Origin of the sequence: Ideonella sp. (assembly GCF_041914305.1) — a bacterium.
In the GTDB taxonomy this organism is placed as follows: domain Bacteria; phylum Pseudomonadota; class Gammaproteobacteria; order Burkholderiales; family Burkholderiaceae_C; genus Ideonella.
Genome location: NZ_JAYSDQ010000006.1, coordinates 218,697 through 244,125, shown reverse-complemented (window position 1 = coordinate 244,125; position 25,429 = coordinate 218,697). Strand labels below are relative to the sequence as shown.

At 70.6% G+C, this 25,429-nt stretch carries 23 protein-coding genes; 15 read left to right on the top strand and 8 right to left on the bottom strand.

Going from position 1 to position 25,429, the window contains the following annotated elements:
* Positions 1–38: 38 nt before the first annotated feature.
* Genes ACE3SG_RS10635 through ACE3SG_RS10620 form a run of 4 tightly spaced genes read right to left on the bottom strand, consistent with a single transcriptional unit; the run spans position 39 to position 5,940 of the window.
* Positions 39–1,310: an NAD(P)/FAD-dependent oxidoreductase gene (locus tag ACE3SG_RS10635; protein WP_374564848.1), complete on the bottom strand. Its 1,272-nt coding sequence runs from the start codon at positions 1,308–1,310 to the stop codon at positions 39–41.
* Positions 1,311–1,352: 42 nt separating this feature from the next.
* On the bottom strand, positions 1,353–1,562 hold the full coding sequence (locus tag ACE3SG_RS10630; RefSeq protein ID WP_374564847.1) for a DUF2892 domain-containing protein: 210 nt from the start codon (positions 1,560–1,562) through the stop codon (positions 1,353–1,355).
* Entirely contained in the window at positions 1,559–4,789 is a 3,231-nt protein-coding gene (locus ACE3SG_RS10625) for an efflux RND transporter permease subunit (protein WP_374564846.1), read from the bottom strand. The genes ACE3SG_RS10630 and ACE3SG_RS10625 overlap by 4 nt, the downstream gene beginning before the upstream one ends.
* An 8-nt stretch (positions 4,790–4,797) precedes the next feature.
* Positions 4,798–5,940: an efflux RND transporter periplasmic adaptor subunit gene (locus ACE3SG_RS10620; protein ID WP_374564845.1), complete on the bottom strand. Its 1,143-nt coding sequence runs from the start codon at positions 5,938–5,940 to the stop codon at positions 4,798–4,800.
* 118 nt (positions 5,941–6,058) lie between these two features.
* Between ACE3SG_RS10620 and ACE3SG_RS10615 the strand changes: the two genes are divergently transcribed.
* Positions 6,059–6,439, top strand: a complete 381-nt coding sequence (locus ACE3SG_RS10615) for an ArsR/SmtB family transcription factor (RefSeq protein ID WP_374564843.1) — start codon at positions 6,059–6,061, stop codon at positions 6,437–6,439.
* 21 nt (positions 6,440–6,460) lie between these two features.
* On the opposite strand, the gene ACE3SG_RS10610 is transcribed toward ACE3SG_RS10615, so the two are convergent.
* On the bottom strand, positions 6,461–7,303 hold the full coding sequence (locus ACE3SG_RS10610; RefSeq protein WP_374564841.1) for a universal stress protein: 843 nt from the start codon (positions 7,301–7,303) through the stop codon (positions 6,461–6,463).
* 202 nt (positions 7,304–7,505) lie between these two features.
* Between ACE3SG_RS10610 and ACE3SG_RS10605 the strand changes: the two genes are divergently transcribed.
* The 12 genes from ACE3SG_RS10605 (at position 7,506) to ACE3SG_RS10550 (ending at position 21,057) form a co-directional block, all read left to right on the top strand.
* Positions 7,506–7,814: a YqjD family protein gene (locus ACE3SG_RS10605; RefSeq protein ID WP_374564840.1), complete on the top strand. Its 309-nt coding sequence runs from the start codon at positions 7,506–7,508 to the stop codon at positions 7,812–7,814.
* Positions 7,814–8,194 carry a phage holin family protein gene (locus ACE3SG_RS10600; protein ID WP_374564839.1) on the top strand — a complete coding sequence of 127 codons (381 nt, stop codon included), beginning with the start codon at positions 7,814–7,816 and terminating at the stop codon, positions 8,192–8,194. Before ACE3SG_RS10605 ends, ACE3SG_RS10600 begins: the two co-directional genes overlap by 1 nt.
* Positions 8,181–8,912: an ABC transporter ATP-binding protein gene (locus tag ACE3SG_RS10595; RefSeq protein ID WP_374564838.1), complete on the top strand. Its 732-nt coding sequence runs from the start codon at positions 8,181–8,183 to the stop codon at positions 8,910–8,912. The genes ACE3SG_RS10600 and ACE3SG_RS10595 overlap by 14 nt, the downstream gene beginning before the upstream one ends.
* A 4-nt stretch (positions 8,913–8,916) precedes the next feature.
* On the top strand, positions 8,917–11,283 hold the full coding sequence (locus ACE3SG_RS10590; RefSeq protein ID WP_374564837.1) for an ABC transporter permease: 2,367 nt from the start codon (positions 8,917–8,919) through the stop codon (positions 11,281–11,283).
* Between the two features lie 2 nt (positions 11,284–11,285).
* Positions 11,286–12,521, top strand: a complete 1,236-nt coding sequence (locus tag ACE3SG_RS10585; RefSeq protein WP_374564836.1) for an efflux RND transporter periplasmic adaptor subunit — start codon at positions 11,286–11,288, stop codon at positions 12,519–12,521.
* A 72-nt stretch (positions 12,522–12,593) separates the two neighbouring features.
* Positions 12,594–13,049 (top strand): universal stress protein, encoded by a 456-nt coding sequence (locus tag ACE3SG_RS10580; RefSeq protein ID WP_374564835.1) that lies wholly within the window; start codon positions 12,594–12,596, stop codon positions 13,047–13,049.
* 26 nt (positions 13,050–13,075) lie between these two features.
* The gene (locus tag ACE3SG_RS10575) at positions 13,076–13,525 is read left to right on the top strand and encodes a universal stress protein (protein ID WP_374564834.1); all 450 of its coding nucleotides are present in this window, start codon (positions 13,076–13,078) and stop codon (positions 13,523–13,525) included.
* Complete coding sequence (locus tag ACE3SG_RS10570) at positions 13,522–14,319, top strand: polysaccharide deacetylase family protein (RefSeq protein WP_374564833.1); 798 nt, start codon at positions 13,522–13,524, stop codon at positions 14,317–14,319. The genes ACE3SG_RS10575 and ACE3SG_RS10570 overlap by 4 nt, the downstream gene beginning before the upstream one ends.
* A complete protein-coding gene (locus ACE3SG_RS10565) occupies positions 14,316–15,593 on the top strand; it encodes a putative glycoside hydrolase (RefSeq protein ID WP_374564832.1) in 1,278 nt (425 codons plus the stop codon). Before ACE3SG_RS10570 ends, ACE3SG_RS10565 begins: the two co-directional genes overlap by 4 nt.
* The gene (locus ACE3SG_RS10560; RefSeq protein ID WP_374564831.1) at positions 15,590–18,085 is read left to right on the top strand and encodes a serine hydrolase; all 2,496 of its coding nucleotides are present in this window, start codon (positions 15,590–15,592) and stop codon (positions 18,083–18,085) included. The genes ACE3SG_RS10565 and ACE3SG_RS10560 overlap by 4 nt, the downstream gene beginning before the upstream one ends.
* Positions 18,086–18,197: 112 nt before the next feature.
* Positions 18,198–18,935, top strand: coding sequence for a winged helix-turn-helix domain-containing protein (locus tag ACE3SG_RS10555; protein WP_374564829.1), 738 nt, complete (start codon positions 18,198–18,200; stop codon positions 18,933–18,935).
* 43 nt (positions 18,936–18,978) lie between these two features.
* Positions 18,979–21,057 (top strand): PAS domain S-box protein, encoded by a 2,079-nt coding sequence (locus ACE3SG_RS10550; RefSeq protein ID WP_374564828.1) that lies wholly within the window; start codon positions 18,979–18,981, stop codon positions 21,055–21,057.
* Positions 21,058–21,069: 12 nt separating this feature from the next.
* Here the strand turns inward: ACE3SG_RS10550 and ACE3SG_RS10545 are convergent, their stop codons facing one another.
* Complete coding sequence (locus tag ACE3SG_RS10545) at positions 21,070–21,861, bottom strand: Crp/Fnr family transcriptional regulator (protein WP_374564827.1); 792 nt, start codon at positions 21,859–21,861, stop codon at positions 21,070–21,072.
* A 235-nt stretch (positions 21,862–22,096) separates the two neighbouring features.
* On the opposite strand from ACE3SG_RS10545, the gene ACE3SG_RS10540 reads away from it, so the two are divergent.
* Positions 22,097–22,600 (top strand): ornithine carbamoyltransferase, encoded by a 504-nt coding sequence (locus ACE3SG_RS10540; protein WP_374564826.1) that lies wholly within the window; start codon positions 22,097–22,099, stop codon positions 22,598–22,600.
* 45 nt (positions 22,601–22,645) lie between these two features.
* Here ACE3SG_RS10540 and ACE3SG_RS10535 read toward each other — a convergent pair whose 3' ends face one another.
* Positions 22,646–23,260, bottom strand: a complete 615-nt coding sequence (locus ACE3SG_RS10535; protein ID WP_374564825.1) for a hemerythrin domain-containing protein — start codon at positions 23,258–23,260, stop codon at positions 22,646–22,648.
* A 140-nt stretch (positions 23,261–23,400) separates the two neighbouring features.
* Between ACE3SG_RS10535 and ACE3SG_RS10530 the strand changes: the two genes are divergently transcribed.
* A complete protein-coding gene (locus ACE3SG_RS10530; RefSeq protein WP_374564824.1) occupies positions 23,401–24,531 on the top strand; it encodes an ATP-binding protein in 1,131 nt (376 codons plus the stop codon).
* Positions 24,532–24,618: 87 nt separating this feature from the next.
* Here ACE3SG_RS10530 and ACE3SG_RS10525 read toward each other — a convergent pair whose 3' ends face one another.
* Positions 24,619–25,305 (bottom strand): response regulator transcription factor, encoded by a 687-nt coding sequence (locus ACE3SG_RS10525; protein WP_374564823.1) that lies wholly within the window; start codon positions 25,303–25,305, stop codon positions 24,619–24,621.
* Positions 25,306–25,429 lie beyond the last annotated feature (124 nt).

The window sequence follows — 25,429 nt, the reverse complement described above, 5'->3', positions numbered from 1 at the left end:
TGCCGGTCAATCCGTCGGCGGCGTGGTGCCGCCGCGGCTCACTGCTCCAGCCGCTCGATCCCGAGCAGCTTCAAGATGTGCTTCTCGTACACCGGCTCCGAGCTGCCGCTCTTCATCTTGAACAAGAAGTACTTCTCGTACGCCACCTTGGCCAGGTGCACCCACTTACCCTTGCGGAACCAGTTGACATTGCGTGGCGGGATCTGCGGCAGCGCGACGAAGGCCGCGCCGGTGTCGCCCATGTCGGCCAGGCAGATGGCGTTCCAGCTGCCCTTGTGGCTGGCCTTGCCGCCCTCCAGCTCGGCCGCGATGTTGCGCACGATCGCGGTCACCATCGTCTCGATCATGTAGCCGGTCTTCGGCGCCCCGGTGGCCACGGGCGTGGCCTCGACCGGCGGAATGGCGATGCACACGCCGGCCGCGAAGATGTTGGGGTACTTCTTGCTGCGCTGGTGCTCGTCCACCTGCACGAAGCCGCGCGGGTTGCACAGGCCCTCCACCGCGGCCACTGCGTCCACGCCCCGGAAGGCCGGCAGCATCATGCTGTACTTGAACGGCAGCTCGTGCTCCTTGACCACGGCACCCTGGTCGTTCACCTCGGTGACGAACATCTTGCCGGCCTCGACCCGCGTCACCTTGGCGTTGGTGATCCACTTGATGTCGTTGTTGCGGAACTCGCTCTCGAGCATCGACTTCGAATCGCCCACACCGCCCAGGCCCAGGTGGCCGATGTAGGGCTCGCTGGTGACGAAGGTGATCGGCACCTTGTGGCGCAGCTTGCGGCGCTGCAGGTCTTTGTTGAAGATGAAGGCGAACTCGTAGGCCGGGCCGAAGCACGACGCGCCCGGCATCGCGCCGATCACCGCAGGCCCCGGCTCTTGCACGAAGGCCTGGTAGGCCGCGAGCGCGGTCTGCGCATGGTCGACCGAGCAGATCGACTGCGTGTGCTGCTGCGGGCCCGCGCCCGGCACCTCGTCGAAGGCCAGCTTGGGCCCGGTGGTGATGACCAGGTAGTCGTAGGCGAGCCGGGCGCCGTCTTCCAGCACCAGCGCGTTGCCGGCGGCGTCGATCGTGTCGACCCGCTTGGCGACGAACTCGATGCCCTTCTTTTCGAGGTAGGGCCGGATCGGGAACGTGATCGCCTCGCGCTCGCGCCAGCCCACGGCCAGCCAGGGGTTCGAGGGCACGAACTGGAAATAGTCCTGCGCGTTGACGACGGTCACTTGGTGTGAACGGCTCAGCGCCGCTCGCAACTCGTAGGCGGCGGGCATGCCGCCGATGCCGGCGCCCATGACGACGATATGAGCCATGGTGGTGTCTCCTCGGTGGGGTGTGGCGTGGGTGCGGGTGGGTCAGCAGCCGCTGCGCACGCCCAGGCGCCGCAGGATGATCTCGAGCGGGCACCAGCGGGTCAGCGCGCTTTGCAGCAGGTTGGCGCCGACGAAGGCGGTGAGCGCCAGCCACCAGCCACTGACGAACAGCGGGCTGGACGGGACGCCCAGCGCCAGCGAGACGAGGATGAATGTGCCTGCGAACAGGCGGACGATTTGCCAGCTGGTCATGCTGATGCTCCTTCAGGGGGTGGGGTGACGGGGGTTTGGGCCTCGGCGCGGCGATAGGCGACGAAATACAGCAGCGGGATCACGACCAGCGTCAGCACGGTGCTGACCAGGATGCCGAAGATCAGCGAGATCGCCAGGCCGTTGAAGATCGGGTCGTCGAGGATGAAGAAGGCGCCCAGCATCGCGGCCAGGCCGGTCAGCACGATCGGCTGGGCCCGCGTGGCCGCCGAGTGCATGACGGCCGTCTTCAGCGGCACGCCCTGCGACTGCTGCAGCTTGATGAAGTCGACCAGCAGGATCGAGTTGCGCACGATGATGCCGGCCAGCGCGATCATGCCGATCATGCTGGTGGCGGTGAACTGCGCGCCCAGCAAGGCGTGGCCCGGCATCACGCCGACGATCGTCAGCGGGATCGGCGCCATGATGATCAGCGGCGTGAGGTACGAGCCGAACTGCGCCACCACCAGCAGGTAGATCAGCACCAGGCCCACCGCATAGGCCGCGCCCATGTCGCGGAAGGTGTCGTAGGTGATCTGCCACTCGCCGTCCCACTTGATCGCGTAGCTGCGGTAGGGGTCGTCGGGCTGGTGGATGAAGTATTCGTCCAGCGTGCCACCGCCCGGGGTCACCAGCGCGGCCAGCGCGCGGCGCATGCTGAACATGCCGTACAGCGGGCTGTCAAGCGTGCCGGCCATGTCGGCCACCACGTAGTGCACCGGCAGCAGGTCCTTGTGGTGGATCGGCTGTTCGCGCTGGGTGTCGCTCAGCGTCACCAGCTCGCGGATCGGCACCAGCTGGCCCGCCGCGCCGCGCACGCCCAGCTGCAGCAGCGCGTCGAGCTCGCCCTGCTGCTCGGCGGGTAATTGCAGCACCACCGGCGCCGGGTACTTGCTCGCGTCGTGCAGATAGCTCACCGCCTCGCCGGCCTGACCGGCACGCAGGGTGCTGACGATCGCGCTCTGCGGCACGCCCAGCATCGCGGCCTTGCGGCGGTCCACCAGCAGCAGCTTCTTCGGCGCGGCCGTGATGCCGCTGTCGTCCACGTCGACGATGCCGGCGGTCTTCTCGAACACGCCGCGCACCGCCCGCGCCACCTGCAGCCGCCCTTCGGCCTCGGGGCCGTAGACCTCGGCGACGATCGGGGCCAGCACCGGCGGGCCCGGCGGCACCTCGACCACCTTCACGTTGGCGCCGAAGCGTTGGCCGATTTTCTGCAGCTCGGGCCGCAGCCGCATCGCGATCGCGTGGCTCTGCTCGTGGCGGGCGTGCTTGTCGACCAGGTTGACCTGCAGGTCGCCGACCTCGCCGCCGGCGCGCAGGCCGTATTGCCGCACCAGGCCGTTGAAGTTGATCGGCGCCGCCGTGCCGGCGTAGGCCTGGTAGTTCGTCACCTCGGGCTGGCGGCCCAGGTAGACGCCCAGCTCGTGCAGCACCGCCGCGGTCTTTTCCACCGGCGTGCCGGCCGGCATGTCGACGATGACCTGGAACTCCGACTTGTTGTCGAACGGCAGCATCTTCAGCACCACCAGGCCGACGGCCGGCAAGGCCAGCGACAGCACGATCAGCGCGACGACACCGCCGCCGAGCAGCGCGCGGTTGCGCCGCCCCCGCACCTCGTCGAGCAGCGGGCCGAACAGCCGCTCGAACAGCGGGCCGAGGCGGGCCGACAGGCCGTGCGGCGCCGCATGGCCCCCGCCGGCCGGCACGTGGCGCATCCACAGGCGGGCCAGCCACGGCGTGACGACGAACGCGATGGCCAGCGACAGCAGCATGCCCATGCTCGCGTTGATCGGGATCGGGCTCATGTACGGCCCCATCAGGCCGGAGACGAAAGCCATCGGCAGCAGCGCGGCAATCACCGTCAGCGTCGCCAGGATCGTCGGGCCGCCCACTTCGTCGACCGCACCGGGGATCAGCTCGGCCAGCGGCCGGCCCGGGTGCAGCGCCTGGTGGCGGTGGATGTTCTCGACGACGACGATCGCATCGTCGACCAGGATGCCGATCGAGAAGATCAGCGCGAACAGCGACACGCGGTTCAGCGTGAAGCCCCAGGCCCAGGAGGCGAACAAGGTCACCGTCAGCGTCAGGATCACCGCCGTGCCGACGATCGCCGCCTCGCGCCGGCCCAGCGCCAAGAACACCAGCGCCACCACCGAGGCGGTCGCGAACAGCAGCTTCTGGATCAGCTTCTGCGCCTTGTCGTTGGCGGTCGCGCCATAGTTGCGGGTCTCGGCCACCTCCACGCCTTGCGGGATGACGGTGTTGCGCAGCCCGTCGACCCGGCGCATCACGGCATTGGCGACGTCGATCGCGTTTTCGCCGGGCTTCTTGGTCACGGCGATGGTGACGGCCGGGTACTCGGCGCCGCCGGTGCCGTGCCACACATAGCGCTGCGGCCGCGCCGGGCCATCGCGCACCAGGGCCACGTCTTGCAGAAACACCGGCTTGCCGGCGTGCACGCCGACCACCAGCTCGCCCACCTCGCGCGCACTGGCCAGCCAGGGGCCGGCGTCCAGCGCGATGGCCTGGTTGCCGCTCAGCAGTTCACCCACCGGCAGGCCGAGATTGGCCGACTGCAGGGCACGGCGCAGGTCGTCCACCGTGGCGCCCACGCTGGCCATGCGGGCGGGGTCGAGCGCCACCGTCACCACCCGGCCCGGGCCGCCGGTGGTGACCACCTCGCGTGTGCCGGGCACCCGCTTCAGGTCGGCCTCCACGCTGTGGGCCACGCGCTCCAGGTCGAAGGCATTGCCGGCTTCTTGCTTGGCCCACAGGGTCAGCGTGACGATCGGCACGTCGTCGATGCCACGCGGCTTGATCAGCGGCTGGCCGACGCCCAGGCCGGCCGGCAGCCAGTCGGCGTTGGCCTGCACCGTGTCGTGCAGGCGCACCAGCGCCTCGGTGCGCGGCACGCCGACCTTGAACTGCACGGTGACGATCGCGATGCCCGGCCGCGAGACCGACATCACATGCTCCACACCGGCGATCTGCGACAGCACCTGCTCGGCCGGCGTGGCCACCGTCTGCTCGACCTCGCGCACCGAGGCCCCGGCGAACGGGATCAGCACGTTGGCCATCGTCACGTTGATCTGCGGCTCTTCTTCGCGCGGCGTGACGACGACGGCGAACGCCCCCAGCAGCAGCGCCACCAGCGCCAGCAGCGGCGTGATCTGGGCCGACTGGAAGAACGCCGCGATGCGGCCCGAGATGCCGATGAGCGGTTTCACGTCGGTCTTCACGGCGTGGCCCCCAGGCTGGCGCGCGCGGCCGCCTGCGGGTCGAGCGCAACGCGCTCACCGGCCGACACACCCGCCAGCACCTCGACCTGCTCGCCCACGGTGGCACCGCGCCGCACCTGGCGCAGCGACACGCGCCCGTCGGCCCCGACGACGTACACCGCCGTCAACTCGGCGCGGGTGACGATGGCCCGGGCAGGCACATAGAGCCGGGCACTCGGCCCCGCACTCGAACCGGCCTCGCTGGCCCCTGGCAGCCACGCACGCGCGAACATGCCCGGCCGCACGCCGGCCAGGCCGGCCGGCAGGTCCAGCTGCAGCTCCAGCGTGTGGGTCGCCGGGTCTACCGCCGGCAGCAGGCGGGTCTTGGCCGGCGTGACGGCGCGGCCGCCCGGCAAACCCGGCAGCTCGATCTGCACCGCCGCGTCGGGCGACCAGCGGGTGGCCACCGTTTGCGGCACCGCCACGCTGACCCGCATCGCCAGCGGGTCGTACAGCGTCAACAGCGGCGTGCCGGGCATCGCCATGTCGCCCAGCACCACCGCCACGTCGGCCACCACGCCGGCGTACGGCGCCTTCACGACATAGAAGCCCGACTGGGTGCGCGCCGCGCCGGCATTGGCCAGCTGCGCGCCGGCCTGCGCCTGGGCCGACTTGTACTGCGCCTCGGCCCGGTCGAGGGCCGCGCGGCTGATGTAGTGCTGCTCGTACAGCTGCTGCTGGCGCGCGAATTCCTTGGTGGCTTCGTCTTGCGCGGCGCGGGCGGCCTGCGCCTGCGCGGCACCGGCGGCGGCCGTCTGCTCGGCGGCGCGCGCATCGAGCCGGGCCAGCACCTGGCCTGCCTTGACGCTGTCGCCCGCCCTCACCTCCAGCGCCACCACGGCGCCCGGCACCTGCGCGGCGACGGTGGTCTGGCGCACGGCCTGGACCACCCCGTCCCAACCTGCGCTGCCGGTGGCGCTGCTGGACACGACCGGGGCCGTGGCCAACGGCGGCGAGGCGCCCGGTGCGGCGGCATGGGCGCCGGCGACGACAAGCCCCAGGGCGGCCCAACCAAGCGCATGGCGCAGCGCACGGCCCAGGGTGACGAGCGGTTCACGAACGGGCGCGAACCAGGCGATGGAGGGGTGGACGAAGTTCATATTGGTCGCTATTATTAACTACGTAGCTAAATAGTCAATCACAAACTTGCCTAATGTCGCACACAGCCACAGGGTCAATGAGGCATCATCCGTGTTCACCAACTGCTCCGCATCCAGCATGCAAGACCTGCCCCCCGAGGCGCTCGAACAAGTGGCGGCGTATTTCCAGGCGCTGTCGGAGCCGACTCGCCTGCAGATCCTCAACCTGCTGCGCAGCGGCGAGCGCAGCGTCGGCGAGCTGGCGCAACTGTGCGGCTACACCTCGGCCAACATCTCGCGCCATCTGTCGTTCCTCACCCGCCACGGCCTCGTGCAGCGCGAAACCCGCGGCACCAGCGCCTACTACCAGATCGCCGACGACTCGGTCTATGCGCTGTGCGACCTGGTCTGCGGCAACATCGCCCGCCAGCTCGACCGCAAGGCCGGCGAGCGCCAGCTGTTCAAGCCGCCGGCACGCGTGGCCGCCAAGACCAGCACCCCCAGCACCCGCAAGCCCTGACCCGCCCCCGCGGCCAGGCGGTCAGTGCGACATCAGCACCGGCACGGTCATCGAATCGAGAATGCCGCGCGTGGCACCGCCCAGCACGCGCTGGGCCCAGCGCGGGTGGCCGTAGGCGCCCATCACCAGCAGGTCTGCACCGAGGTCGGCCGCGCGTGACAGCATCGCCTCGGCCACCGGCACGTCGCTGACCTCGGTGCGCACCTCGGCCTGCACGCCGTGCCACAACAACCACTTCGAGAACGCCGCGGTGCGCTCGGCCAGCGCCGGGTCGTCTGGCTGGCGGGCCGTGCGCCAGGTCGTCAGCTGCACGTTGTCCATGCGCACCAGCAACGGCAGCGCGTCGGCCACGGCCCGCGCCGACTCGCGGCCTTCGTCCCAGGCCACCATCGCGCGGCGCTGCGGCGGCGCAAATTGGCCGGCGTACGGAACGATCAGCGTCGGCCGCGCGCTCAGCAGCACCATCTCTTCGAGCAGCGCCCGCGCCTCGGCGTAGCCGGCCGAGCCCGGCTCGGGCTGGCTCATGATCGCCAGGTCGCAGCAGTTCGAATGCCGGATCAGCGCCACCGCGTGGTCGTCCTCGACCACCAGCGATTCGTGCGAGGCGAACCCGGCCGCCGAGCAGGTGCGGCGAAACAACTCCACCGCGTCGTCGGCCCGCTCGCGCATCAGCCGCCAGGCCTGGCCGGCCAGCTCGCCCATCGCGCCTGACGAGCCCTGCAGCATCGGCACCTCGAGCAAGCCGGTGGGCGCCAGGCCGATCAGGTGGCCATCGAGCGCCTGCGCCAGCTTGATCGCGTAGTGCACACGGGCGACGTGGTGGGCGTCTTGCGCCAGCAGCACCATCAGGCTTCGGTAGGCCATCGCAGGCTCCTTCCATGGCAGATCGGCCGATTCTTCGGCGCCACGGCCGGCCCTGGCTTGATCTGGCGCAACCGGTGCCGCGGCCCGTCCGGCCCCGGGCCGCCCGCCACAGGCTTGCGCTTTGTCAAGCCTTGGCGCCGGGTGCTGCATAGCATCGGCCCAAGGCGGTACTTCTACCGCTTGCCTGACGAAAGGAACCCCGATGGACACCGTCGCCGACGCCAAGCAAGGCCTCGCCACCAACCTGCGCCGCATGATCGAAGAAGCCGACCACCTGCTGTCGTCGGCCGCCGACACCGGCGACCAGGCTTTCGACGCCGTGCGTGACCAGTTCTCCGACCAGGTCCGCAAGATGCGCGACCAGCTCGACGACCTCGAAGACGCCGCCCTGTACCGCGCCAAGCGCGCCGCGCGGGCCGCCAACCACACCGTGCACGAGCACCCCTACAGCGCGATGGGTGTTGCCGCCGCGGTCGGGCTGCTGATCGGCTTTCTCGCGGCACGGCGCTGATGGGTGCGCTGGGCGACGCCGCGCGGCAGGTGCTGGCCGACGTGCTGGACATCGGCCGCACGCGGCTGGAGCTCGCGACCGTCGAGATCGAAGAAGAGCGGCTGCGCCTGGCGCAGCTGCTGCTAGGCGCCACGATGACGCTGTTCCTGCTGCTGGTGGCCGTGCTGCTCGGCGCGGCTTGGCTGGTGCTGTGGTGCCCGGCTGAACACCGCGTCACGCTGCTGGGCGCGCTGGCGGGCGGTTTCCTTGCCGCCTCTGGCGCGGTCGGCTGGCGCTGGCGCCAGCTGGCGCACGCCAAGCCGCCGCTGCTGCACGCGACGCTGGCCGAACTGCAGCGCGACCGTGCCGCCCCTGCCCCCGCGGCCCATGGCGGAGGCTGAGCGCCCGGCCGGCGCGGCGCCGCTGTTCAGCGCTCGGGGCATCGGCAAGACCTACCGCACCGGCGATGTCGAGGTCGTCGCGCTGCGCGATGTCGACCTCGACGTCGCCGAGGGAGAGTTCGTCGTGCTGCTCGGCCCGTCGGGCAGCGGCAAGTCGACGCTGCTCAACATCCTGGGCGGGCTCGACGTGGCCAGCAGCGGGCGGCTGCTGTTCTGCGAGCAGAACCTCAGCGAGGCCGACGAAGCCTCGTTGACGGCCTACCGCCGCCGCCATGTCGGCTTCGTGTTCCAGTTCTACAACCTGATCCCCAGCCTGACGGTGCGCGAGAACGTGGCGCTGGTGACCGACATCGTCGAGGCGCCGATGCCCGTCGACGAGGCGATCGACCGGGTCGGGCTGACGCCGCGGCGCGATCACTTTCCGGCCCAGCTCTCGGGGGGCGAGCAGCAACGCGTGGCGATCGCGCGCGCCATCGTCAAGCGACCCAAGGTGCTGCTGTGCGACGAGCCGACCGGCGCGCTCGACTACCAGACCGGCAAGCTGGTGCTCGAGGTGATCGCCGACGTGAACCAGCAGATCGGCACCACCGCGATCGTGATCACCCACAACGCGGCGATCGCCGGCATGGCCGATCGCGTGGTCTACCTGGGCGACGGGCGCATCCAGCGCATCGTGCCCAATGCCCACAAGCTGCGGCCGGACGAGCTGGCCTGGTGAACCCATGAAGGCACTCGACCGCAAGCTGCTGCGCGACCTGCGCCTGATGTGGAGCCAGGCGCTGACGATCGCGCTGGTGGTGGCCAGCGGCGTCGGCGGCTTCATCACCAGCCTGTCGGCGGTCGATTCGCTGGCGCTGGCGCGCGACCGCTTCTACACCACCGCCCGCTTCGCCGATGTGTTCGCCAGCGTCAAGCGGGCCCCCAGCGCGCTGGCCGACAGCCTGCGCGACACGCCCGGCGTGGCCGACGTGCAGGTGTCGATCGAGCAGATCGTGCGGGTCGAGCTGGCCGGCGTGACCGACCCGATCATCGGCCAGCTGATCGGGCTGGACGCGCGCCAGCCGGCGCGCCTGAACCAGCTCAGCCTGAGCAGCGGGCGGCGGCCCGATCCCGGCCGCAGCGACGGCCTGCTCGAAGCCCTGGTCTCCGAGGCCTTCGCGCAGGCCCACCACTTGCGCGCCGGCGACCGGGTGCAGGCGCTGGTCAACGGCCGCCAGCGCACGCTCGAACTGACCGGCACCGCGCTGTCGCCCGAGTTCATCTTCGCCGGCCTGTGGGGCATGCCCGACACGCGCGGCTTCGGCGTCTTCTGGCTCGACCGCGACGCGCTGGCCGCCGCCTACGACATGCAGGGTGCCTTCAACCGCGTCACGCTGAAGCTGGCGCCGGGTGCGTCGGAGCAGGCGGTGATCGACAGCGTGGGCCGCCAGCTGGCGCGTTATGGCGGGCGCGAGGCATATGGCCGCGCCGACCAGACCTCGCACGCGATGCTCGACAACGAGATCAAGGAGCAGCGCGTGCTCGGCACCGTGCTGCCGGCGATCTTTCTCGGCGTCGCGGCCTTCTTGCTCAACGTCGTCGTGTCGCGGCTGGTGTCGACCCAGCGCGAGCAGATCGCGGCGCTGAAGGCGCTGGGCTACCCGAACCTGACGATCGGCATCCACTACTTGAAGCTGGTGCTGGTGATCGTGGCGCTCGGGCTGGTGCTGGGCGTGTTCGCCGGCGACCAGCTGGGCACGATGTTCACCGGCCTGTACGCCGAGTTCTTCCACTTCCCGACCTTCGAGCACCGCGTGGCGCCCTGGCTGCTGGTGGTCAGCGCCGGCCTGACCGTGCTGACCGCGGTGCTCGGCACGCTGAACGCGATCATCGCCACCGTGCGCCTGCCGCCGGCCGAGGCGATGCGCCCGCCGGCACCCGGGCACTACCGGCGCACGCTGCTCGAACGGCTGGGGCTGCAGACGATGCCGCCGGCGCTGCGGATGATCGTTCGCAACATCGAGCGGCGGCCGATCCGCTCGGTGCTGTCGATCACCGGCGTGGCCGCGGCGGTGGCCATCGTCATCATGGGCAACTTCTTTCGCGACGCGATCGAGGTCGTCGTCGACACCCAGCTGCAGCTGGGCCTGCGCGGCGACCTGACGGTGTGGACGGCCGAGCCGGTCGACGACGCCACCGTGAGCCACGAGCTGGCCCGCCTGCCCGGAGTGACGGGGGTCGAATCGACCCGCTTCGTGCCGGTGACCTTCGTCAACGGCCACCTGCGCGAGCGCAGCATGATCCGCGGCTATGCGGGCCGGCCCGACCTGTACCGCGTGATCGATGTGGACCGCCGTGAAACGCTGCTCGAAGGCCGTGGCCTGGTCATGACCGACCGGCTGGCCAACAAGCTGGCGCTCAAGCCCGGTGACCCGGTGCAGATCGAGCTGCTCGAAGGCCGCGAACGCACGCTGACCGTGCCGCTGGGCGGCACCGTGCGCGAGATGATGGGCCTGAACGCCTACATGGAGCGCGGCGAGCTGAACCGCACGCTCGCCGAGGCCGACCTGTCGACCGGCTTCGTGCTGTCGGTCGAGCGCGGCCGCGAAGGCCTGGCGCTCGAAGCCAGCAAGGCGCTGCCGCGCGTGGCCGGCGCCTGGAGCAAGGCCACGATGCTGCGCAACATGGAAGAGATCAGCGCCCGCAACGTGCGCATCATGAGCAGCATCCTGACCGCCTTCGCCAGCATCATCGCGATCGGCGTGGTCTACAACAACGCGCGCATCGCCCTGGCCGAGCGCGCCTGGGAGCTGGCCAGCCTGCGCGTGCTGGGCTTCACGCGCGGCGAGGTCTCGGGCCTGCTGCTGGGCGAGCTGGCCATCGTCATCGGCGTGGCGCTGCCGATCGGCATGCTGATGGGCTGGGCCCTGGTCCACACGGTGACCGAGCTGCTGAAGTCCGACCAGTTCTACTTTCCGGTGGTCATCCGTGCCCGCACCTACGCCTGGGCCGCGCTGTGCGTGCTGGCCGCCGGCACCGCCAGCGCGCTGATCGTTCGGCGCCGCATCGACCGGCTGGACATGGTGTCGGCCTTGAAGACGAGAGACTGAACATGCACCTGAGCAAACGATGGATCTATGGCGGCGCCGCGGCCGTGGCCACGGCCGCGCTGCTGGCGTGGGCGTTCGCGCCGCGGTCGGTCGAGGTGGAGGTGGCGGCGGTGTCGCAGGGCCGCTTCGAGAGCAGCATCGACGAAGACGGCAAGACACGCCTGCGCGACCGCTACGTCGTCTCGGCGCCGCTGGCGGGCCTGTTGACGCGCATCGCGCTGCGCGAGGGCGACCCGGTCGAGGCCGGCGCCGTGGTGGCCACGCTGCAGCCGGTGCTGTCGCCGATGCTCGACGAGCGCACGCTGCGCGAGCAGCAGCTGCGGGTCGACATCGCGCAAGCGCAGGTGCAGCGGGCCGCGGCGCGGGCCGGCGCCGCCCGGGTACAGCTGCAGCAGGCACGCAACGAGGTGCGCCGCAGCGAGCTGCTGGCCAGCCAGGGCTTCATCTCGCCCAACAAGTTCGACAACGACCGGCTCGGCGTCGAGGCCGCGCAGAAAGAGCTCGACGCCGCCAACGAAGACCGCCACATGGCCGACCACGAGGTCGAGCAGGCGCGCGCCGCGCTGATGGCGGTGCGCAGCCCCACGCAGGCCGGTGCGCGCAGCTTTGCGTTGCGTGCGCCGATCGGCGGCCGGGTGATGCGCGTGGTGCAGGCCAGCGAGACCGTGGTCACGCTCGGCACGCCGCTGCTTGAGATCGGCGACACGCGCAACCTCGAGGTCGTTGCCGAGCTGCTGACCGCCGACGCATTGCGCATCGGCCCCGGCAGCCGTGTGCTGATCGAGCGCTGGGGCGGCCCCACGGCGCTGGAGGGGCGGGTGCGCCAGATCGAGCCGGCGGCGTTCACCAAGGTCTCGGCGCTGGGGGTCGAAGAGCAGCGCGTGAAGGTGCTGATCGACATCGCCAGCCCGGCGGCCGAATGGGCGGCGCTGGGCGACGCGTTTCGCGTCGGCGTGCGGATCGTGACGCAATCAGTCGACAGCGCGGTCAAGGTGCCGGTGGGGGCGGTGTTCCCGGTGGCGGCTGCGGCGGCGGCGAGCGGGTCGGGCGCGGCCGATGGCGGCTCGGCCGTCTTCGTGTTCCGCCAGGGCCGCGCGCACCTGGTGCCGGTGCAGCTGGGCGGCCGCCACGGCGGCGAAGCGTGGGTCAGCAAGGGGCTGACACTGGACGACGTGGTGATCGTCTACCCGAGCGCCGCCGTGAAAGACGGGGCGAGGGTCTCGCGGCGCGCCGTGTAGCTTGAGATCGATCAAGCGCCCCGCCACACGCCGGCCGAACAATGGGCAGGCACGTTTGACTCGGAGGCCCCCATGTACCAGCGCATTCTCGTGCCGATGGACGGCAGCGACACCGCCGAGCGCGGCCTGCGCGAGGCGATCCGCCTGGCCCGTGGCCAGGGCACGCAGCTGGTGTTGCTGCATGTGATCGACGACTTTCCGAACGTGCGCCAGCTCGCCGCCAGCGAGCCGCTGGACGAGCAGCGCGCGCGGCGCCGCCACGCTGCCGAGCAGATGCTGGCCAAGGGCGTGCACCTGGCCGACGCGGCGGACGTGGCATGCCGCACCGAGGTCTGCACCGCGATCGAAACCGCGGCGAACAGCATCGTCGAGACGGCCGTGACGATGCAGTGCGAACTGATCGTCATCGGCACCCATGGCCGCAGCGGCGTTCGCCGCGCGGTGCTGGGCAGCGTGGCCGAGCAGGTCAGCCGCCACAGCCCGCTGCCGGTGCTGCTGGTGCCGCCGGCCGCGGACCAGCCCGTCTGAATACCCCCACACCCCGAGGCCTCACCATGTACGAACGAATCCTTTGCCCCGTCGACGGCAGCGCCACCTCCGACAAGGGTCTTGAAGAGGCCATCAAGCTGGCCCGCCTGACGGGCGCCAAGATCAAGCTGCTGCACGTGGTCGACATGTGGGCCTTCGCCGCCACGCCCTACACCGGCATGGCGATGACGCCCGAGTTGCTGAATCAACTGAAGGAAGGCGGCCAGGCCATCCTCGACGCCGCCAAGGCCCGCATCGATGCCGCCGGTGGCCAGGCCGAGACCCAACTGATGGACAACCTCGCCGGCCGAGTGTGCGACGTCGTCGTCGACGACGCCAGGAAGTGGAAAGCCGGCCTGATCGTCATCGGCACCCACGGCCGCCGCGGCGTAGGCCGGCTGGTGATGGGCAGCGACGCCGAGCAGATCGTGCGCTCGTCGCCGGTGCCGGTATTGCTGGTACGCGGCACCGAATGACCGGCGGCCGGCGCCGCTTCATCACGCTGCTGGGCGGCGCTGCCTGGGCCGGGCCGTTCGCGCAGGCCTCGGCGGCTGCGGCGCCACGGGTGCCGGTGCTGGTTTACCACCGCTTCGCCGCCACCGTGGCCGACAGCATGACGGTGCGCGAGACCACCTTCGAGGCGCACCTGCGCGTGCTGCGAGAGTTGCGCTGCACGGTCGTGCCGCTGACCGACGTGGTCGCGTGGCGCCGTGGCGAACTGGCGCAGTTGCCGCCACGCGCGGTGGCGCTGACGGCCGACGACGCCCACCGCAGCCAGGCCGAGGTGATGGCGCCGATGCTGCGCGACACCGGTTGGCCGGTCACGCTGTTCGTCTACCCGTCGGCCGTGTCGAACGCCAGCTACGCGATGACCTGGGACCAGCTCGCGGCGCTGCAGGCCACCGGCCGCTACCGCATCGAATCGCACACCTACTGGCACCCGCACCTGCCGCGCGAGCGCCGCGCCCGCACGGCCGCCGATTTCGAGCGCTTCGCCACCAGCCAGCTGGTGCAAAGCCGCGACCGCCTGCGCGAGCGGCTGGGCGCCCGGCCCACACTGCTGGCCTGGCCTTTCGGCATGACCGACGATGGGCTGATGGCGCTGGCCGCGCGGCTGGGCTACGAGGCCTCGTTCGCGCTCGGCAACCGCGATGTGTCGCTGCACGACGAGCTGCAGGCCCTGCCCCGCCACCTGGTGACCGACGCGATGGGCGCCGGGCCGCTGACACGCCTGCTCGAACAAGCCTTTGCCACCGACCGAGACCGATGACCCCACGCACCCTGGCGCCTCTGCGCCGCCTGGCTACTTTCGTCCTCACCCTGGCACTGACACTGGCCTGCGGTGCCGCCGTTGCACTCGAAGGCAAGGTCGTCGACGCCACGACCGGTGGGCCGATCGCCCGCGCGCACGTCGTGGCCGGCACGCAGTGGGCGGTGACCGACGACCAGGGCAGCTTCAACCTGCCCGGCAACGCGCCCTCGGTGTCGGCACGGGCGCCCGGCTACCGGCGCCAGATCCAGGCAGCACCGCCTGGCGACGCCACGGTGCGCGTGGCCTTGACGCCTTTCCACCCCAAGGCGCTGTACCTGTCGGCCTACGGCATCGGCGATGCCGGCCTGCGCAACGGCGCCCTGGCGCTGGCCGAGAGCAGCGAAATCAACGCACTGGCGATCGACATCAAGGGCGACCGCAGCATCGTGCCCTACCCCAGCGCGGCCTACGCCGCGGCCGGCATCGGCGCGCAAACCCCGATCACCGTGCGCGACATGGCCACGATGGTCGAGCAGTTGCATGCGCGCGGGCTGTACCTGATCGCTCGCATCGTCGTGTTCAAGGACGACCGGCTGGCCAACGCGCACCCCGAATGGGCGGTGCACAACGCCGCCGGCGCGGTCTGGACCGATCGCGAAGACCTGGCCTGGATCGACCCCTTTCGCACCGAGGCCTGGGGCTTCAGCCTCGACGTGGCCGAGGAAGCCGCCCGCCTGGGCTTCGACGAGGTGCAGTTCGACTACCTGCGCTTTCCCGATGCCGCCGGCCTGCGCTTCTCGCAGCCCGACGAGGAGCCGGGCCGCATCGCCGCGATCACCGGCTTTCTCGACGCGGCGCGTAACCGGCTGGCGCTGTACAACGTGTCGATCGCGGCCGATGTGTTCGGCTACATCTGCTGGAACGAGAACGACACCCGCATCGGCCAGCAGCTCGAGGCCATCATCGGCCATGTCGATGTGCTGTCGCCGATGCTGTACCCGTCGGGCTTCAGCTTCGGCATCCCCGGCTTCACGCAACCGGTGGCCGCGCCCTACGAGATCGTGCACCGCTCGCTGCAGCGCGCCTTGCAGCGCACCAAGGTCAGCGGCGTGCGCTTTCGGCCCTGGCTGCAGGCCTTTCGCGACTACGCCTTCGACCACCGGCCGTTCGATGCCGACGAGATCAAGGCGCAGATCGACGCCGCCGAAGCGTCGGGCACCGATGGATGGATGCTGTGGAACGCGCACAACCAGTACACCGCCGCCGGCCTGAAACTTGCCGCGCCGCGTTGAGCATCGCGCGGTGCCTGGCCATCGGGCTGCTGTCGCTGGCGGCAGGGGTCGGTGCCGAGCCGGTGCCCACCGACTGGTCGCCGCTCGACGCCGCGGTGCGCGGCCAGATCGCCGCCGGCAAGGTGCCGGGGGCGGTGGCGGTCATCGGCGATGCGCAGCACATCTGGCTGCGGCGCGCCTGGGGCCTGCGCGCGGCCGGCCCCCAGCCCGAGCCGATGACGCCGGACACGGTCTTCGATCTCGCTTCGCTGACCAAGGCCATCTGCACCACGACCGCGGTGCTGCAGCTGGTGGAGCGCGACAGCCTGCAGCTCGACGCCCCCGCGGCCCGCTACTGGCCGGCCTTCGCAGCCGGCGGCAAGGGTGCGATCACTGTGCGCCAGCTGCTGTCGCACAGCTCGGGCCTGCGGCCGGGGCTGACGCTGCGCCCAAGCGACGGCGCGGCCGACGTGTGGCGACGGCTGCTGGCCGAGACGCCGGTCAACCCGCCCGGCACCCGCTATGTCTACAGCGACCTGAACTTCCTCACGCTCGGCGTGCTGGTGCAGCGGGTGGCCGGCCGCTCGCTCGATGCGCAATGCGAGCGGCGGGTCTTCGAGCCGCTGCAGATGCACGACACCGGCTTTCGCCCGCCCCAGCGCCTGCGGCCCCGCATCGCCCCCACCGAGCCGGCCGGCAACGGCTGGCTGCGCGGCACGGTGCAAGACCCGACCGCTCGCCGCGCCGGCGGCGTGGCCGGGCACGCGGGCCTGTTCGGCACCGCCGACGACCTGGCCCGCTTCGCCCAGGCCCTGCTGCGCGCCGGGCCGGACGCGCCGCTGTTTCGCGGCACGATCCAGGACCTGCAGCGCCCGCAAGGCGCCGCCTCGGCCACCGCCTGGCACGGCCTGGGCTGGTCGCTGATAGCGCCGCTTCAGGCCGAGCGCGACGCGCTGCCGTCGCTGGGCGCCGTGGGCCACACCGGCTACACCGGCACCGGCCTGTGGCTGGATTTCACCCACCACCGCTTCGTGGTGCTGCTGACCAGCCGGCTGCACCCCGACGGCCGGGGCGACGCGCGCCCGCTGCGCCGCCAGGTGCTGGCACTGGTGGCCAGCCTGAGAGCCCCGGCGCCCCCGGGCGCCGAAGCGCCGCATGAGTCAACGAAGGGCCGCTCCCGAGTTGACTCACCCCCATGGGGGGCGGAAACGTCGACGACGTTTCCTGGGGGCGCTCTCTACCCGCAGGCGCCGCGGCCCGACGACGGCCCGGCCCCCGTGTGGACCGGCATCGACGTGCTGCGCCAGCAGGGCTACGCCATGCTGCAGGGCCACCGCGTCGGGCTGGTGACGCACTCGGCCGCGATCGACCGCCACGGCTGGCGCACGCTGGACCGGCTGCGCCACGCACCGGGTGTCCAACTCGTGCGCCTGTTCACGCCCGAGCATGGCTTGAACGCCGACGCAGAAGGCCGCATCGACTCGGGCACCGAACCGTTCAGCGGGCTGCCGGTGGTCAGCCTGTATGGCGCCTCGCCGCGGCCGTCGCCCGAATCGCTGCAAGGCATCGACACGCTGGTGATCGACCTGCAGGACGCCGGCGTGCGCTTCTACACCTACCTCGCCACGCTGGGCGAATGCCTGCGTGCCGCCGCCAAGGCCGGCATCCCGGTGGTCGTGCTGGACCGGCCCGACCCGGCGCGCGCCGACCGGGTGACCGGGCCCACGCTCGACCCGAACCTCAAATCGTTCACCGCCTACACCACGCTGCCGGTGCAGCACGGCATGACGATCGGTGAACTGGCCCGTTACCTGGCGGCAGAGCTGAAGGCCGACGAAGGCGTGGGGGTCGACCTGCAGGTGGTGGCGATGCGCGGCTACCGGCGGGCGATGGACTTCGAAGACACCGGGCTCGACTGGGTGCCGCCCTCGCCCAACCTGCGCCGCCCCGACAGCGCGCGCCTGTACCCCGGCGTCGCCTGGGTCGAAGGCGCGCCGGTCAGCGTGGGCCGCGGCACCGAGCACCCGTTCGAATGGGTCGGCGCGCCGTGGGTGGACGGCGCCCGGCTGGCCCAGGCGCTGACCGAGCTGACCTTGCCCGGGCTCGCGGTGCGGGCGATCCAGTTCGTGCCGAAGGCGGCGCCGTATGCCGACCAGCGCTGCGAGGGGGTGGCGCTGCGGGTGACCGACCGCGCGCGCTTCGACCCGGCGCTGCTGGGCGCGGCGCTGGTGCAGGTGCTGCACCGGCTGTGGCCGCGGCAGTTCATGGCCGAGCGCACGCTCGGCATGGTCGGCTCGGCGCAGGTGCTGCAGCAGCTGCGCGACGGCGTGCCGCCCGCCCAGGTGCGCGAGCGCTGGCAGCAGGCCTGGGGCGGCTTCGTGCAGCGGCGCACGGCCGCGCTGCTGTACGAGGCGCCGGGCCAGGCGCCGAACCAAACGCCGAACCAGGCGCCGAACGACGCCCAGCCGTCAAATATGACGGCCCCGACCGCTGCAGCATCGGCGACACGTTGACCCTACGTCGGCGGGCCGTTTTGCCGTCTGGGCAGGTTTACGATCGTATAGTGGCGCCGCCCTTGGCCGCTTGCGGACCAGCCAGCCAGCCCGGCCTTTTAGACGACCGAACGTGACCGTCCCACTTCACATTGCTGTTCTCGACGACGAAGTCGACATCACCACACTGCTGGCCAACTACCTGAAAAGCCATGGCTATCGGGTCAGCCAGCTGCACTCGGGCCGGGCACTGATGGAGCTGATGGCAGGCGACCCGCCGGCGCTGGTGCTGCTCGACCTGGGCCTGCCCGGCGAAGACGGCTTCTCGATCGCCCGCCAGTTGCGTGAGCACTGGCACTGCGGCCTGGTCATCGTCACCGGCCGCGGCGATTCGGTCGACAAGGTCGTGGGGCTCGAAGTCGGCGCCGACGACTACGTGACCAAGCCGTTCGATCTGCGCGAGCTGCTGGCCCGCATCAAGGCCGTGCTGCGCCGCCTGACGCCCGGCGACGCCCCGGCCGCCGCCGCTGCCGCAGCCAGCGCCCCCGCCAAGACCACGCTGTCCTTCGCCGGTTGGGCGCTCGACACCGCGGCGCGCCGGCTGACCGGGCCCCATGGGCAGGACGTGGCCTTGACCACCGGCGAGTTCGACCTGCTGTGCGCCTTTGCGCAGCACCCGGGCCGTGTGCTGTCGCGCGATTTCCTGCTCGAGCAGACGCGCGGCCGCGAAGCCGCCCCGTTCGACCGCACGATCGACGTGCAGGTCGGCCGCCTGCGCAAGAAGCTCGAAACCGATGCAGAAGACCCGCAGATCATCAAGTCGGTGCGAGGGGCCGGCTACATCCTGGTCCCGCCGGTGACTGCGGCGTGACGCCCCCGAGGCCTGCCTGAACCCCAACGGAGGCACCGCTGCCATGAACGCTCCGACGATCCCTGGCGCCCTGCCCTCCGGCATCGACGACGACAGCGTCTTTCTCTCGCTGTTCGGCGCCTACCCCGACGCGCTGCTGGTGGCCGACGCCGCCGGCAAGATCGTGCTGGCGAACCCGGCCGCCGCGAAGCTGCTGGGCTACACGATCGAAGAGCTGATCGGCGCCGGCATCGAGATGCTGGTGCCCGACAGCATCCGCCCGCGCCACGCCGCCTACCGCGAGGCCTATGGCCGCGCCCCCCGCTCGCGGCCGATGGGCACCCAGATGGAACTGGTGGCCCGGCGCCGGGACGGCAGCGAGGTGATGGTCGAGATCGCGCTGAGCCCGCTGCAGGACCACGGCCTGCCGCTGGTGGTGGCGGCCATCCGCGACATCGGCGCCTACCCGCGTGTGTTGCAGGCCCTGCAGCGGGCACGCTACAGCGAGCACCTGGCGCAGCTGGGCCGGCTGGCGGTGGATGCGCGCGACCCGCAGGCCCTGCTCGACCAGGTCCCGGCGATCGCCGCCGAAGCGCTGCAGGTCGAATCGGCATCGGTGATGCTGCTCGAACCCAGCCGGCTCGAGTTTCGCGTCGCCGGCGGCGTCGGGCTGCTGCCCGGCGAAGGCGTCGGCGCGCGGGTGCCCAACCGCCCCGACAGGCCCGCGGGGCTGGTCTACGCCGAGGGCAAACCCATCGTTGTCACCGATTACCGCACCGAACAGCGCTTCCAGATGCCGCCCGCCTACGCCGAGGCTGCACTGACCAGCGGCGTGGCCGTGCCGCTGTCCGACCGCGGCCGGGTGACCGGCGTGCTCACGGTGCATGCGCGCGGCGACCGCCGTTTTGGTGACGACGAGCTGCGTTTTCTCGAATCGTTGGCCAACCTGCTGGCCAGCAGCCAGCAACGGGCCCAGTCGGAAGAGGCCTTGAACCACGCCCAGCGGCTCGAGAGCGTCGGCCAGCTGACCGGCGGCATCGCCCACGATTTCAACAACCTGCTGACGGTGATCCAGGGCAACCTGCAGGTGCTGGAAGAGCTGCCGGGCCTGGCCGACGATGCCTATGGCCAGCAGCTGGTCGCCGCGGCCGCCCGTGCCAGCCGGCGTGGCGCCGAGCTGACCAGCAAGCTGCTGGCGTTCTCGCGCCGGCAGGTGCTGCAGCCCAACACGGTCGACGTGAGCCAGCTGCTGCATTCGCTGGCCGACATGCTGCGGCGCACGCTCGACCAGCGCATCCGCATCGAGGTCGACGCGTCGCCGGATTGCCCGGCGGTGCTGGCCGACCCGGGCCAGCTCGAATCGGCACTGCTGAACATCGCCATCAACGCCCGCGACGCGATGCCCGACGGTGGTTCGCTGCGCTTCAGCGGCCGTGCGCGCGCGCACCTGCCGACCGAGCTGCGCAGCGAGCTGGACGACCCCACGGCGCCCGACGAGCATTTCGTCGCGATCTCGATCGCCGACACAGGCACGGGCATGCCCGACGAGGTGAAAGAGCGGGCGTTCGAGCCCTTCTTCACCACCAAGGAACTCGGCCGCGGCACCGGCCTGGGGCTCAGCACGGTCTACGGCTTCGTCAAACAGTCCAAGGGCGCGGTCGAGATCCAGAGCGCCGCCGGCAAAGGCACTACGCTGACGCTCTACATCCCGCGGCCGGGCACCGACATCGGCCGCGAAGAGGTCGACCCCGCCACCGGCGACGCCGTGCCACTGGGCCTGAAGGTGCTGCTGGTCGAAGACGACCCGGAGGTGCGGGCGGTGGTGCGCACCTTCCTCGACACGCTGGGGTGCGTGGTGACGGCGTGCACGAGTGCCGAACAGGCGCTGGACGTGCTGTCGCCCGACGCCGATTTCGACCTGCTGCTGACCGACATCGCGCTGGGGGCCGGCATGCGCGGCACCGCGCTGGCCCAGCTCGCCCAGCAGCGCTTCCCGCGGCTAGCGATCCTGCTGATGTCGGGTTTCTCGTCAGAGCTGCTCGATGCCGACCGCGAAGCGCCAGCCAGCTGGGAGCTGCTGCCCAAGCCCTACACCCGTGCCCAATTGGCGCGGGCGATCGCCCGGGTCATCTCGCAGGCCTGAGCCTGCGCTGGGTCACTGGAGAACGGGGCTCGCAGCGGGTGCCAGGCAACCCTGGATGAACTCGCTCAGCGCGTTCACCTCGGGGATGTGGATGTCGCGGCGGCCCTTCTCGACGAAGCGAATCAGGTTGTCGCGGGCCAGCTTCGACAGTGCGCGGCTGACCGTTTCCAGCGTCATGCCCAGGTAGTTGCCGATCTCGGCACGGGTCATGCGCAGCGTGATCTGGTCGGTGCGCATGCCGCGCTTGGCCAGCGATTCGGCCCAGTAGCGCAGGAAATCGGCCACGCGGGCATCGGCCGGCAGCGTGCAGACCGACATCAGCGAGTCGCGGTCACGGGCGATTTCGCGGCTCATCGCCTCGTGCAGCACCGTCAACAGCGCCGGCTGGGCCGCGCAGGCCGCCAGCAGCGTGTCGTAGCGGACGATCCAGACCTCGCCGATGTCCATCGCCACCGCGTCGCAGGCGTATTCGTTGTTGGCGATGCCGTCGAAGCCCAGCCAGTCGCCGCGGAACTTCAGGCCCACGACCTGCTCGCGGCCATCGGGCGACACGGTGACGATCTTGAAGAAGCCCGAGTTCAGGATGTAGAGGTTGCCGAAGCGCTCGCCGGCCTGGTAGATCACGTCGCCAGCATGCACCACGCGGCGCTGCGGCGACAGGCGGTCACCCAGCAGCTTCAGCGTGTCCGAGGTCGCCTGGCTGGCGCGCTGGTTGGCGGCCGCATCGCTCTTGGGCACCCAGCTGGCAGCCACGGCAGCGCGGTTGAACGGGGCGGCGGCGTGGGGGGTGGCGGTGCTCAGCATGTCGGTCTCTCCTGAAGGGTCGGTGCTTGGGGCGGTGAGTGAATGCTAGGCAGCGCCCGGCAATGGCGTGACAACGGCCGGCGTCGCTCGGTAACGCTGCGTGAACACCTTGTGTCAACTCGGTATCAACACGGAGTGCACGGCGGTGGGTTGACGGGCATCAAAGCCGCGGCCGTGCGGGCCCGTAGGCTTCGTTCCCAAGATCCCTGTCGTGCGTACCACCTCCCCAAACGCCATGCACCCGCTCGCCCAACCCGGCTCTTTTGACGGACCTGCCAAGCTGCCTTGGCCCGACCGCCAGACGCTGCTCGACAGCGCACGCCAGTTGCAGCGCGCCGCCCAGGCCGGGACCACGCAACCCTTGTTGCGGGGAAAGAAGCTGGGGCTGCTGCGCGCCAACGACGAGACCACCGCCGCACAAGATTTTTGCGCCGCCGCCGCCGCGCTGGGCGGGCATGTGGCCGTCATCCGCTCGGCGTTCACGCCGCAAAGCCAATACAACGAGGTGCAGGACACCGCCCGCCTGCTCGGGCGCCTGTACGACGCCGTCGAATGCCAGGGCCTGCCGGCCTCGCTGGTGCAGCAGCTGGCCGGCGTCGCCAGCATCCCGGTCTACGACGGGCTGGCCACGGCCTCACACGCCAGCGCCGAACTGGCGCCACTGCTGACCGGCGACGAGCCGCTGGCCGACAAGCGCCGCTACGTGATGCAGGCCGTGCTGCTGTCCACGATCATCTGATGGACCGGCCGGCCGGCGCAGGCGGCCGGTCAACTCTTCTTCCACTCACCCCCGACGGGCAGCGGCCTTGGCCGCGGTCGATGCCGGGCCCAGGCCGAGCGGCGCAGGCACCAGATTGACGATGCGGGTGAACAGCGCGCGGTATGGGCCCTCGGCGTCGTGGCCGGTCAGCGGGTCCTGGTTGGCGGCAAAGGCCTCGTCCAGGTCGCGCCAGTCGTCGGCGGTGAGCACCCGTTCGGCCAGCGGCAGCACCTCGCGCTCTTCCAGCGCCATGTGGGCCAGGTAGAAATCGACGTAACGCGCCATCGCCTGCTCGAACGCGTCGCGCCGCGACTCACCCATCATCTCGAAGCCGAGCAACGCATGCTCCAGCTCGCGCACCCGCTGTTCGCCGCTCGCGTGGTCCTGGTCCAGGCGGTCCAACAGGGGCCGCGCCAGCGGGGTGCGGGCCCGCAGCTTCGGGAACAGCAGCTCGGTTTCCTTGCGGTGGTGGCGCTTCTCGGGAAACTCGTCGACGTAGAACAGCATGGCCCGCAGCACCGAGAAATCCGGCAGCGTGCCGCGTTGGCGGTGGTCGCCCAACAGCAGCAGCACCGAGCGCAGCATCGCGGCCAGCGCCGCGTGCTCGTCGCGAAGAACGGTCAGGGTCAAGGGGGCCATGGCAGAAATCTCCTTCACCACAGCTTCGCTCGGCGGCGCCCCTGCCCCCTTGCTGAAGATCAAGCCGCGAGACCGCTGGGGCACGGAACAGGCCGCAGAATGCCAAGAAGAAGCCTGATCCATCTTGCAAGGCCATCCCGATGAGCGACGAATTCGACAACGGTGTCGATTACTACATGCGGCTGCTGGTCGACCGTGTGCCGTCGATGCTGGCCTACTGGGACCGCAACCTGCGCTGCCGGTTCGCCAACCGGGCTTATGAGCGATGGTTCGGCGCCGACCCCGATCGCCTGATCGGCACTTCGATCCGCGACCTGCTCGGCCCCGACCTGTTCGCGCAGAACGAGCCGTACATGCGCGCGGCGCTGGCCGGTGAAAGCCAGGTGTTCGAGCGCATCGTCCCGGGCCCGGGGGGCGTTCAACGCCACAGCCTGGCAGAGTACATCCCCGACGTCGTGGACGGTGTCGTCCGGGGGTTCCTGGTCCAGGTGACCGAGGTGACCCAGCTGAAGGAGACGCAAGCCGCCCTGCGCCGCGAGCAGCTTCTTCGAAACCAGATCGAAGAGCATGCGGCGGCGCTGGATGCGTTGCTGCACGAGCGGACGGAAATGCTCGATGTCCTCGCCCACGAAGTGCGGCAGCCGCTGAACAACGCCTCGGCCGCCCTGCAGAGCGCGCAAGGGGCGCTGCGCACGATGGGCGAGGGTTTCGCGGCAGAGCAACTGGTGCGCGCACAGACCGTGCTGGGCCAGGTGTTGGGCAGCATCGACAACACGCTGGCCGTGGCGGCCTTGCTGGCGCGGCCAGAGCCCATCCTGCGCACCGATACCGATGTGGACACGCTGATCGCCGTGAGCATCGCGGACATGCCCGACGCCGAGCGACATCGGATCCAGGTTCGGCGCAACACGTCGACGCGGACCGCCTTCATGGACATGAGCCTGGCGCGGCTGGCGCTGCGCAATGTGCTGTCCAACGCCTTGAAATTCAGCCCGCCCGGCTCGCCGGTGAAGGTGCTGATCGACGATTCGGACGACCCGCTGGGCCTGGTCATCGAGGTGAGCGATTCGGGCCCGGGGATCCGCCCCGAACTCTTGCCCACCCTGTTCTCGCGCGGCGCACGGGGCAGCGACAGCAACACCGGCAACGGCCTGGGGCTCTACATCGTCCGGCAGGTGATGGCCCTGCATGGCGGCACCGTCGAGGTGGCGCGCACCGGGCCCGAGGGCACCACGCTGCGCCTGGTGATCGACCAGACGGGAGCAGGCTAGACGCCGCCGTCAGGGCGACGCTGAATAAGTCCCCGCGAGGCTGCGCGCAGGCACGCGCGACCCGCGAGGGACTTGTTCAGCGTTGACTTAGATCGCCTTGAGGGGGGCTCGAAAGGCGTAGCCGACCCCCGACTTGGTCTGCAGCGGCACGGTCGCCGGCGTGGCACGCTCGATGCGGCGGCGCAGGCGAAAGACCGTGGCGTTCAAGCCGCCCGAGGCCTCGGGGTCGTCGGTGCGGCCAAGGCGCTGCAGCAGCGTCTCTCTCGGGACGACCTCGCCTTTTGCCTCGACGAAGCACTCGACGAGGCTGCGGTCGGCGTCACTCAGGTCGACCCGCGCCCCGTCGGGCGCGATCAGTTGGCCCACGCGCCGGTCCAGGCGCCAGACGTTCTGCGTCGCGTCCAGCGCCACCGACCGGCGACACACCGCCTCGATCGCCAGGGCGATCTGCTCGAACTGCACCGGCTTGGTCAGGTACATGTCCGCCCCGGCCGTGATGACCTGTTTGAAGGTTTCCGGGGCCAGGCGGCCCGACACCACGAGCACGCCGGCATTGGTTCTTTGCCGAAGGATCTTGATGAGGTCCGCTCCGTCGACGCCCGGCAGCATCAGGTCGGTGACGTAGAACTCGTAGCCGTAGGGATCGGCGTGCGCCAGCAGGTCGTTGCTGTCGGCGAACGCGTCGACGCTGACCCCCAGTTCGCGCAGATAGCGCGACAGGCCTTCCGAGTATTCCTGATCGTCCTCGATCAGGGCCAGGGTCTTGGGGAGCATGGATGACGGAGTGGGTCAGGGCCCTGCCGATTCAATCACAGCGGCGCCAAGCCAAAAGCGCGATGAGCCCGGTGAATTCGCATTTCATTCCCGAAGAGCGAATAAATTCGCTAAACAGTACGGA

What these genes read in the sequence shown, in the direction of transcription:
- ACE3SG_RS10635 (WP_374564848.1), bottom strand. Translation starts at nt 1,310, where the DNA reads ATGGCTCATATCGTCGTCATGGGCGCCGGCATCGGCGGCATGCCCGCC.
- ACE3SG_RS10630 (WP_374564847.1), bottom strand. Translation starts at nt 1,562, where the DNA reads ATGACCAGCTGGCAAATCGTCCGCCTGTTCGCAGGCACATTCATCCTC.
- ACE3SG_RS10620 (WP_374564845.1), bottom strand. Translation starts at nt 5,940, where the DNA reads ATGAACTTCGTCCACCCCTCCATCGCCTGGTTCGCGCCCGTTCGTGAA.
- ACE3SG_RS10615 (WP_374564843.1), top strand. Translation starts at nt 6,059, where the DNA reads ATGCAAGACCTGCCCCCCGAGGCGCTCGAACAAGTGGCGGCGTATTTC.
- ACE3SG_RS10610 (WP_374564841.1), bottom strand. Translation starts at nt 7,303, where the DNA reads ATGGCCTACCGAAGCCTGATGGTGCTGCTGGCGCAAGACGCCCACCAC.
- ACE3SG_RS10605 (WP_374564840.1), top strand. Translation starts at nt 7,506, where the DNA reads ATGGACACCGTCGCCGACGCCAAGCAAGGCCTCGCCACCAACCTGCGC.
- ACE3SG_RS10600 (WP_374564839.1), top strand. Translation starts at nt 7,814, where the DNA reads ATGGGTGCGCTGGGCGACGCCGCGCGGCAGGTGCTGGCCGACGTGCTG.
- ACE3SG_RS10595 (WP_374564838.1), top strand. Translation starts at nt 8,181, where the DNA reads ATGGCGGAGGCTGAGCGCCCGGCCGGCGCGGCGCCGCTGTTCAGCGCT.
- ACE3SG_RS10590 (WP_374564837.1), top strand. Translation starts at nt 8,917, where the DNA reads ATGAAGGCACTCGACCGCAAGCTGCTGCGCGACCTGCGCCTGATGTGG.
- ACE3SG_RS10585 (WP_374564836.1), top strand. Translation starts at nt 11,286, where the DNA reads ATGCACCTGAGCAAACGATGGATCTATGGCGGCGCCGCGGCCGTGGCC.
- ACE3SG_RS10580 (WP_374564835.1), top strand. Translation starts at nt 12,594, where the DNA reads ATGTACCAGCGCATTCTCGTGCCGATGGACGGCAGCGACACCGCCGAG.
- ACE3SG_RS10575 (WP_374564834.1), top strand. Translation starts at nt 13,076, where the DNA reads ATGTACGAACGAATCCTTTGCCCCGTCGACGGCAGCGCCACCTCCGAC.
- ACE3SG_RS10570 (WP_374564833.1), top strand. Translation starts at nt 13,522, where the DNA reads ATGACCGGCGGCCGGCGCCGCTTCATCACGCTGCTGGGCGGCGCTGCC.
- ACE3SG_RS10565 (WP_374564832.1), top strand. Translation starts at nt 14,316, where the DNA reads ATGACCCCACGCACCCTGGCGCCTCTGCGCCGCCTGGCTACTTTCGTC.
- ACE3SG_RS10550 (WP_374564828.1), top strand. Translation starts at nt 18,979, where the DNA reads ATGAACGCTCCGACGATCCCTGGCGCCCTGCCCTCCGGCATCGACGAC.
- ACE3SG_RS10545 (WP_374564827.1), bottom strand. Translation starts at nt 21,861, where the DNA reads ATGCTGAGCACCGCCACCCCCCACGCCGCCGCCCCGTTCAACCGCGCT.
- ACE3SG_RS10540 (WP_374564826.1), top strand. Translation starts at nt 22,097, where the DNA reads ATGCACCCGCTCGCCCAACCCGGCTCTTTTGACGGACCTGCCAAGCTG.
- ACE3SG_RS10535 (WP_374564825.1), bottom strand. Translation starts at nt 23,260, where the DNA reads ATGGCCCCCTTGACCCTGACCGTTCTTCGCGACGAGCACGCGGCGCTG.
- ACE3SG_RS10530 (WP_374564824.1), top strand. Translation starts at nt 23,401, where the DNA reads ATGAGCGACGAATTCGACAACGGTGTCGATTACTACATGCGGCTGCTG.
- ACE3SG_RS10525 (WP_374564823.1), bottom strand. Translation starts at nt 25,305, where the DNA reads ATGCTCCCCAAGACCCTGGCCCTGATCGAGGACGATCAGGAATACTCG.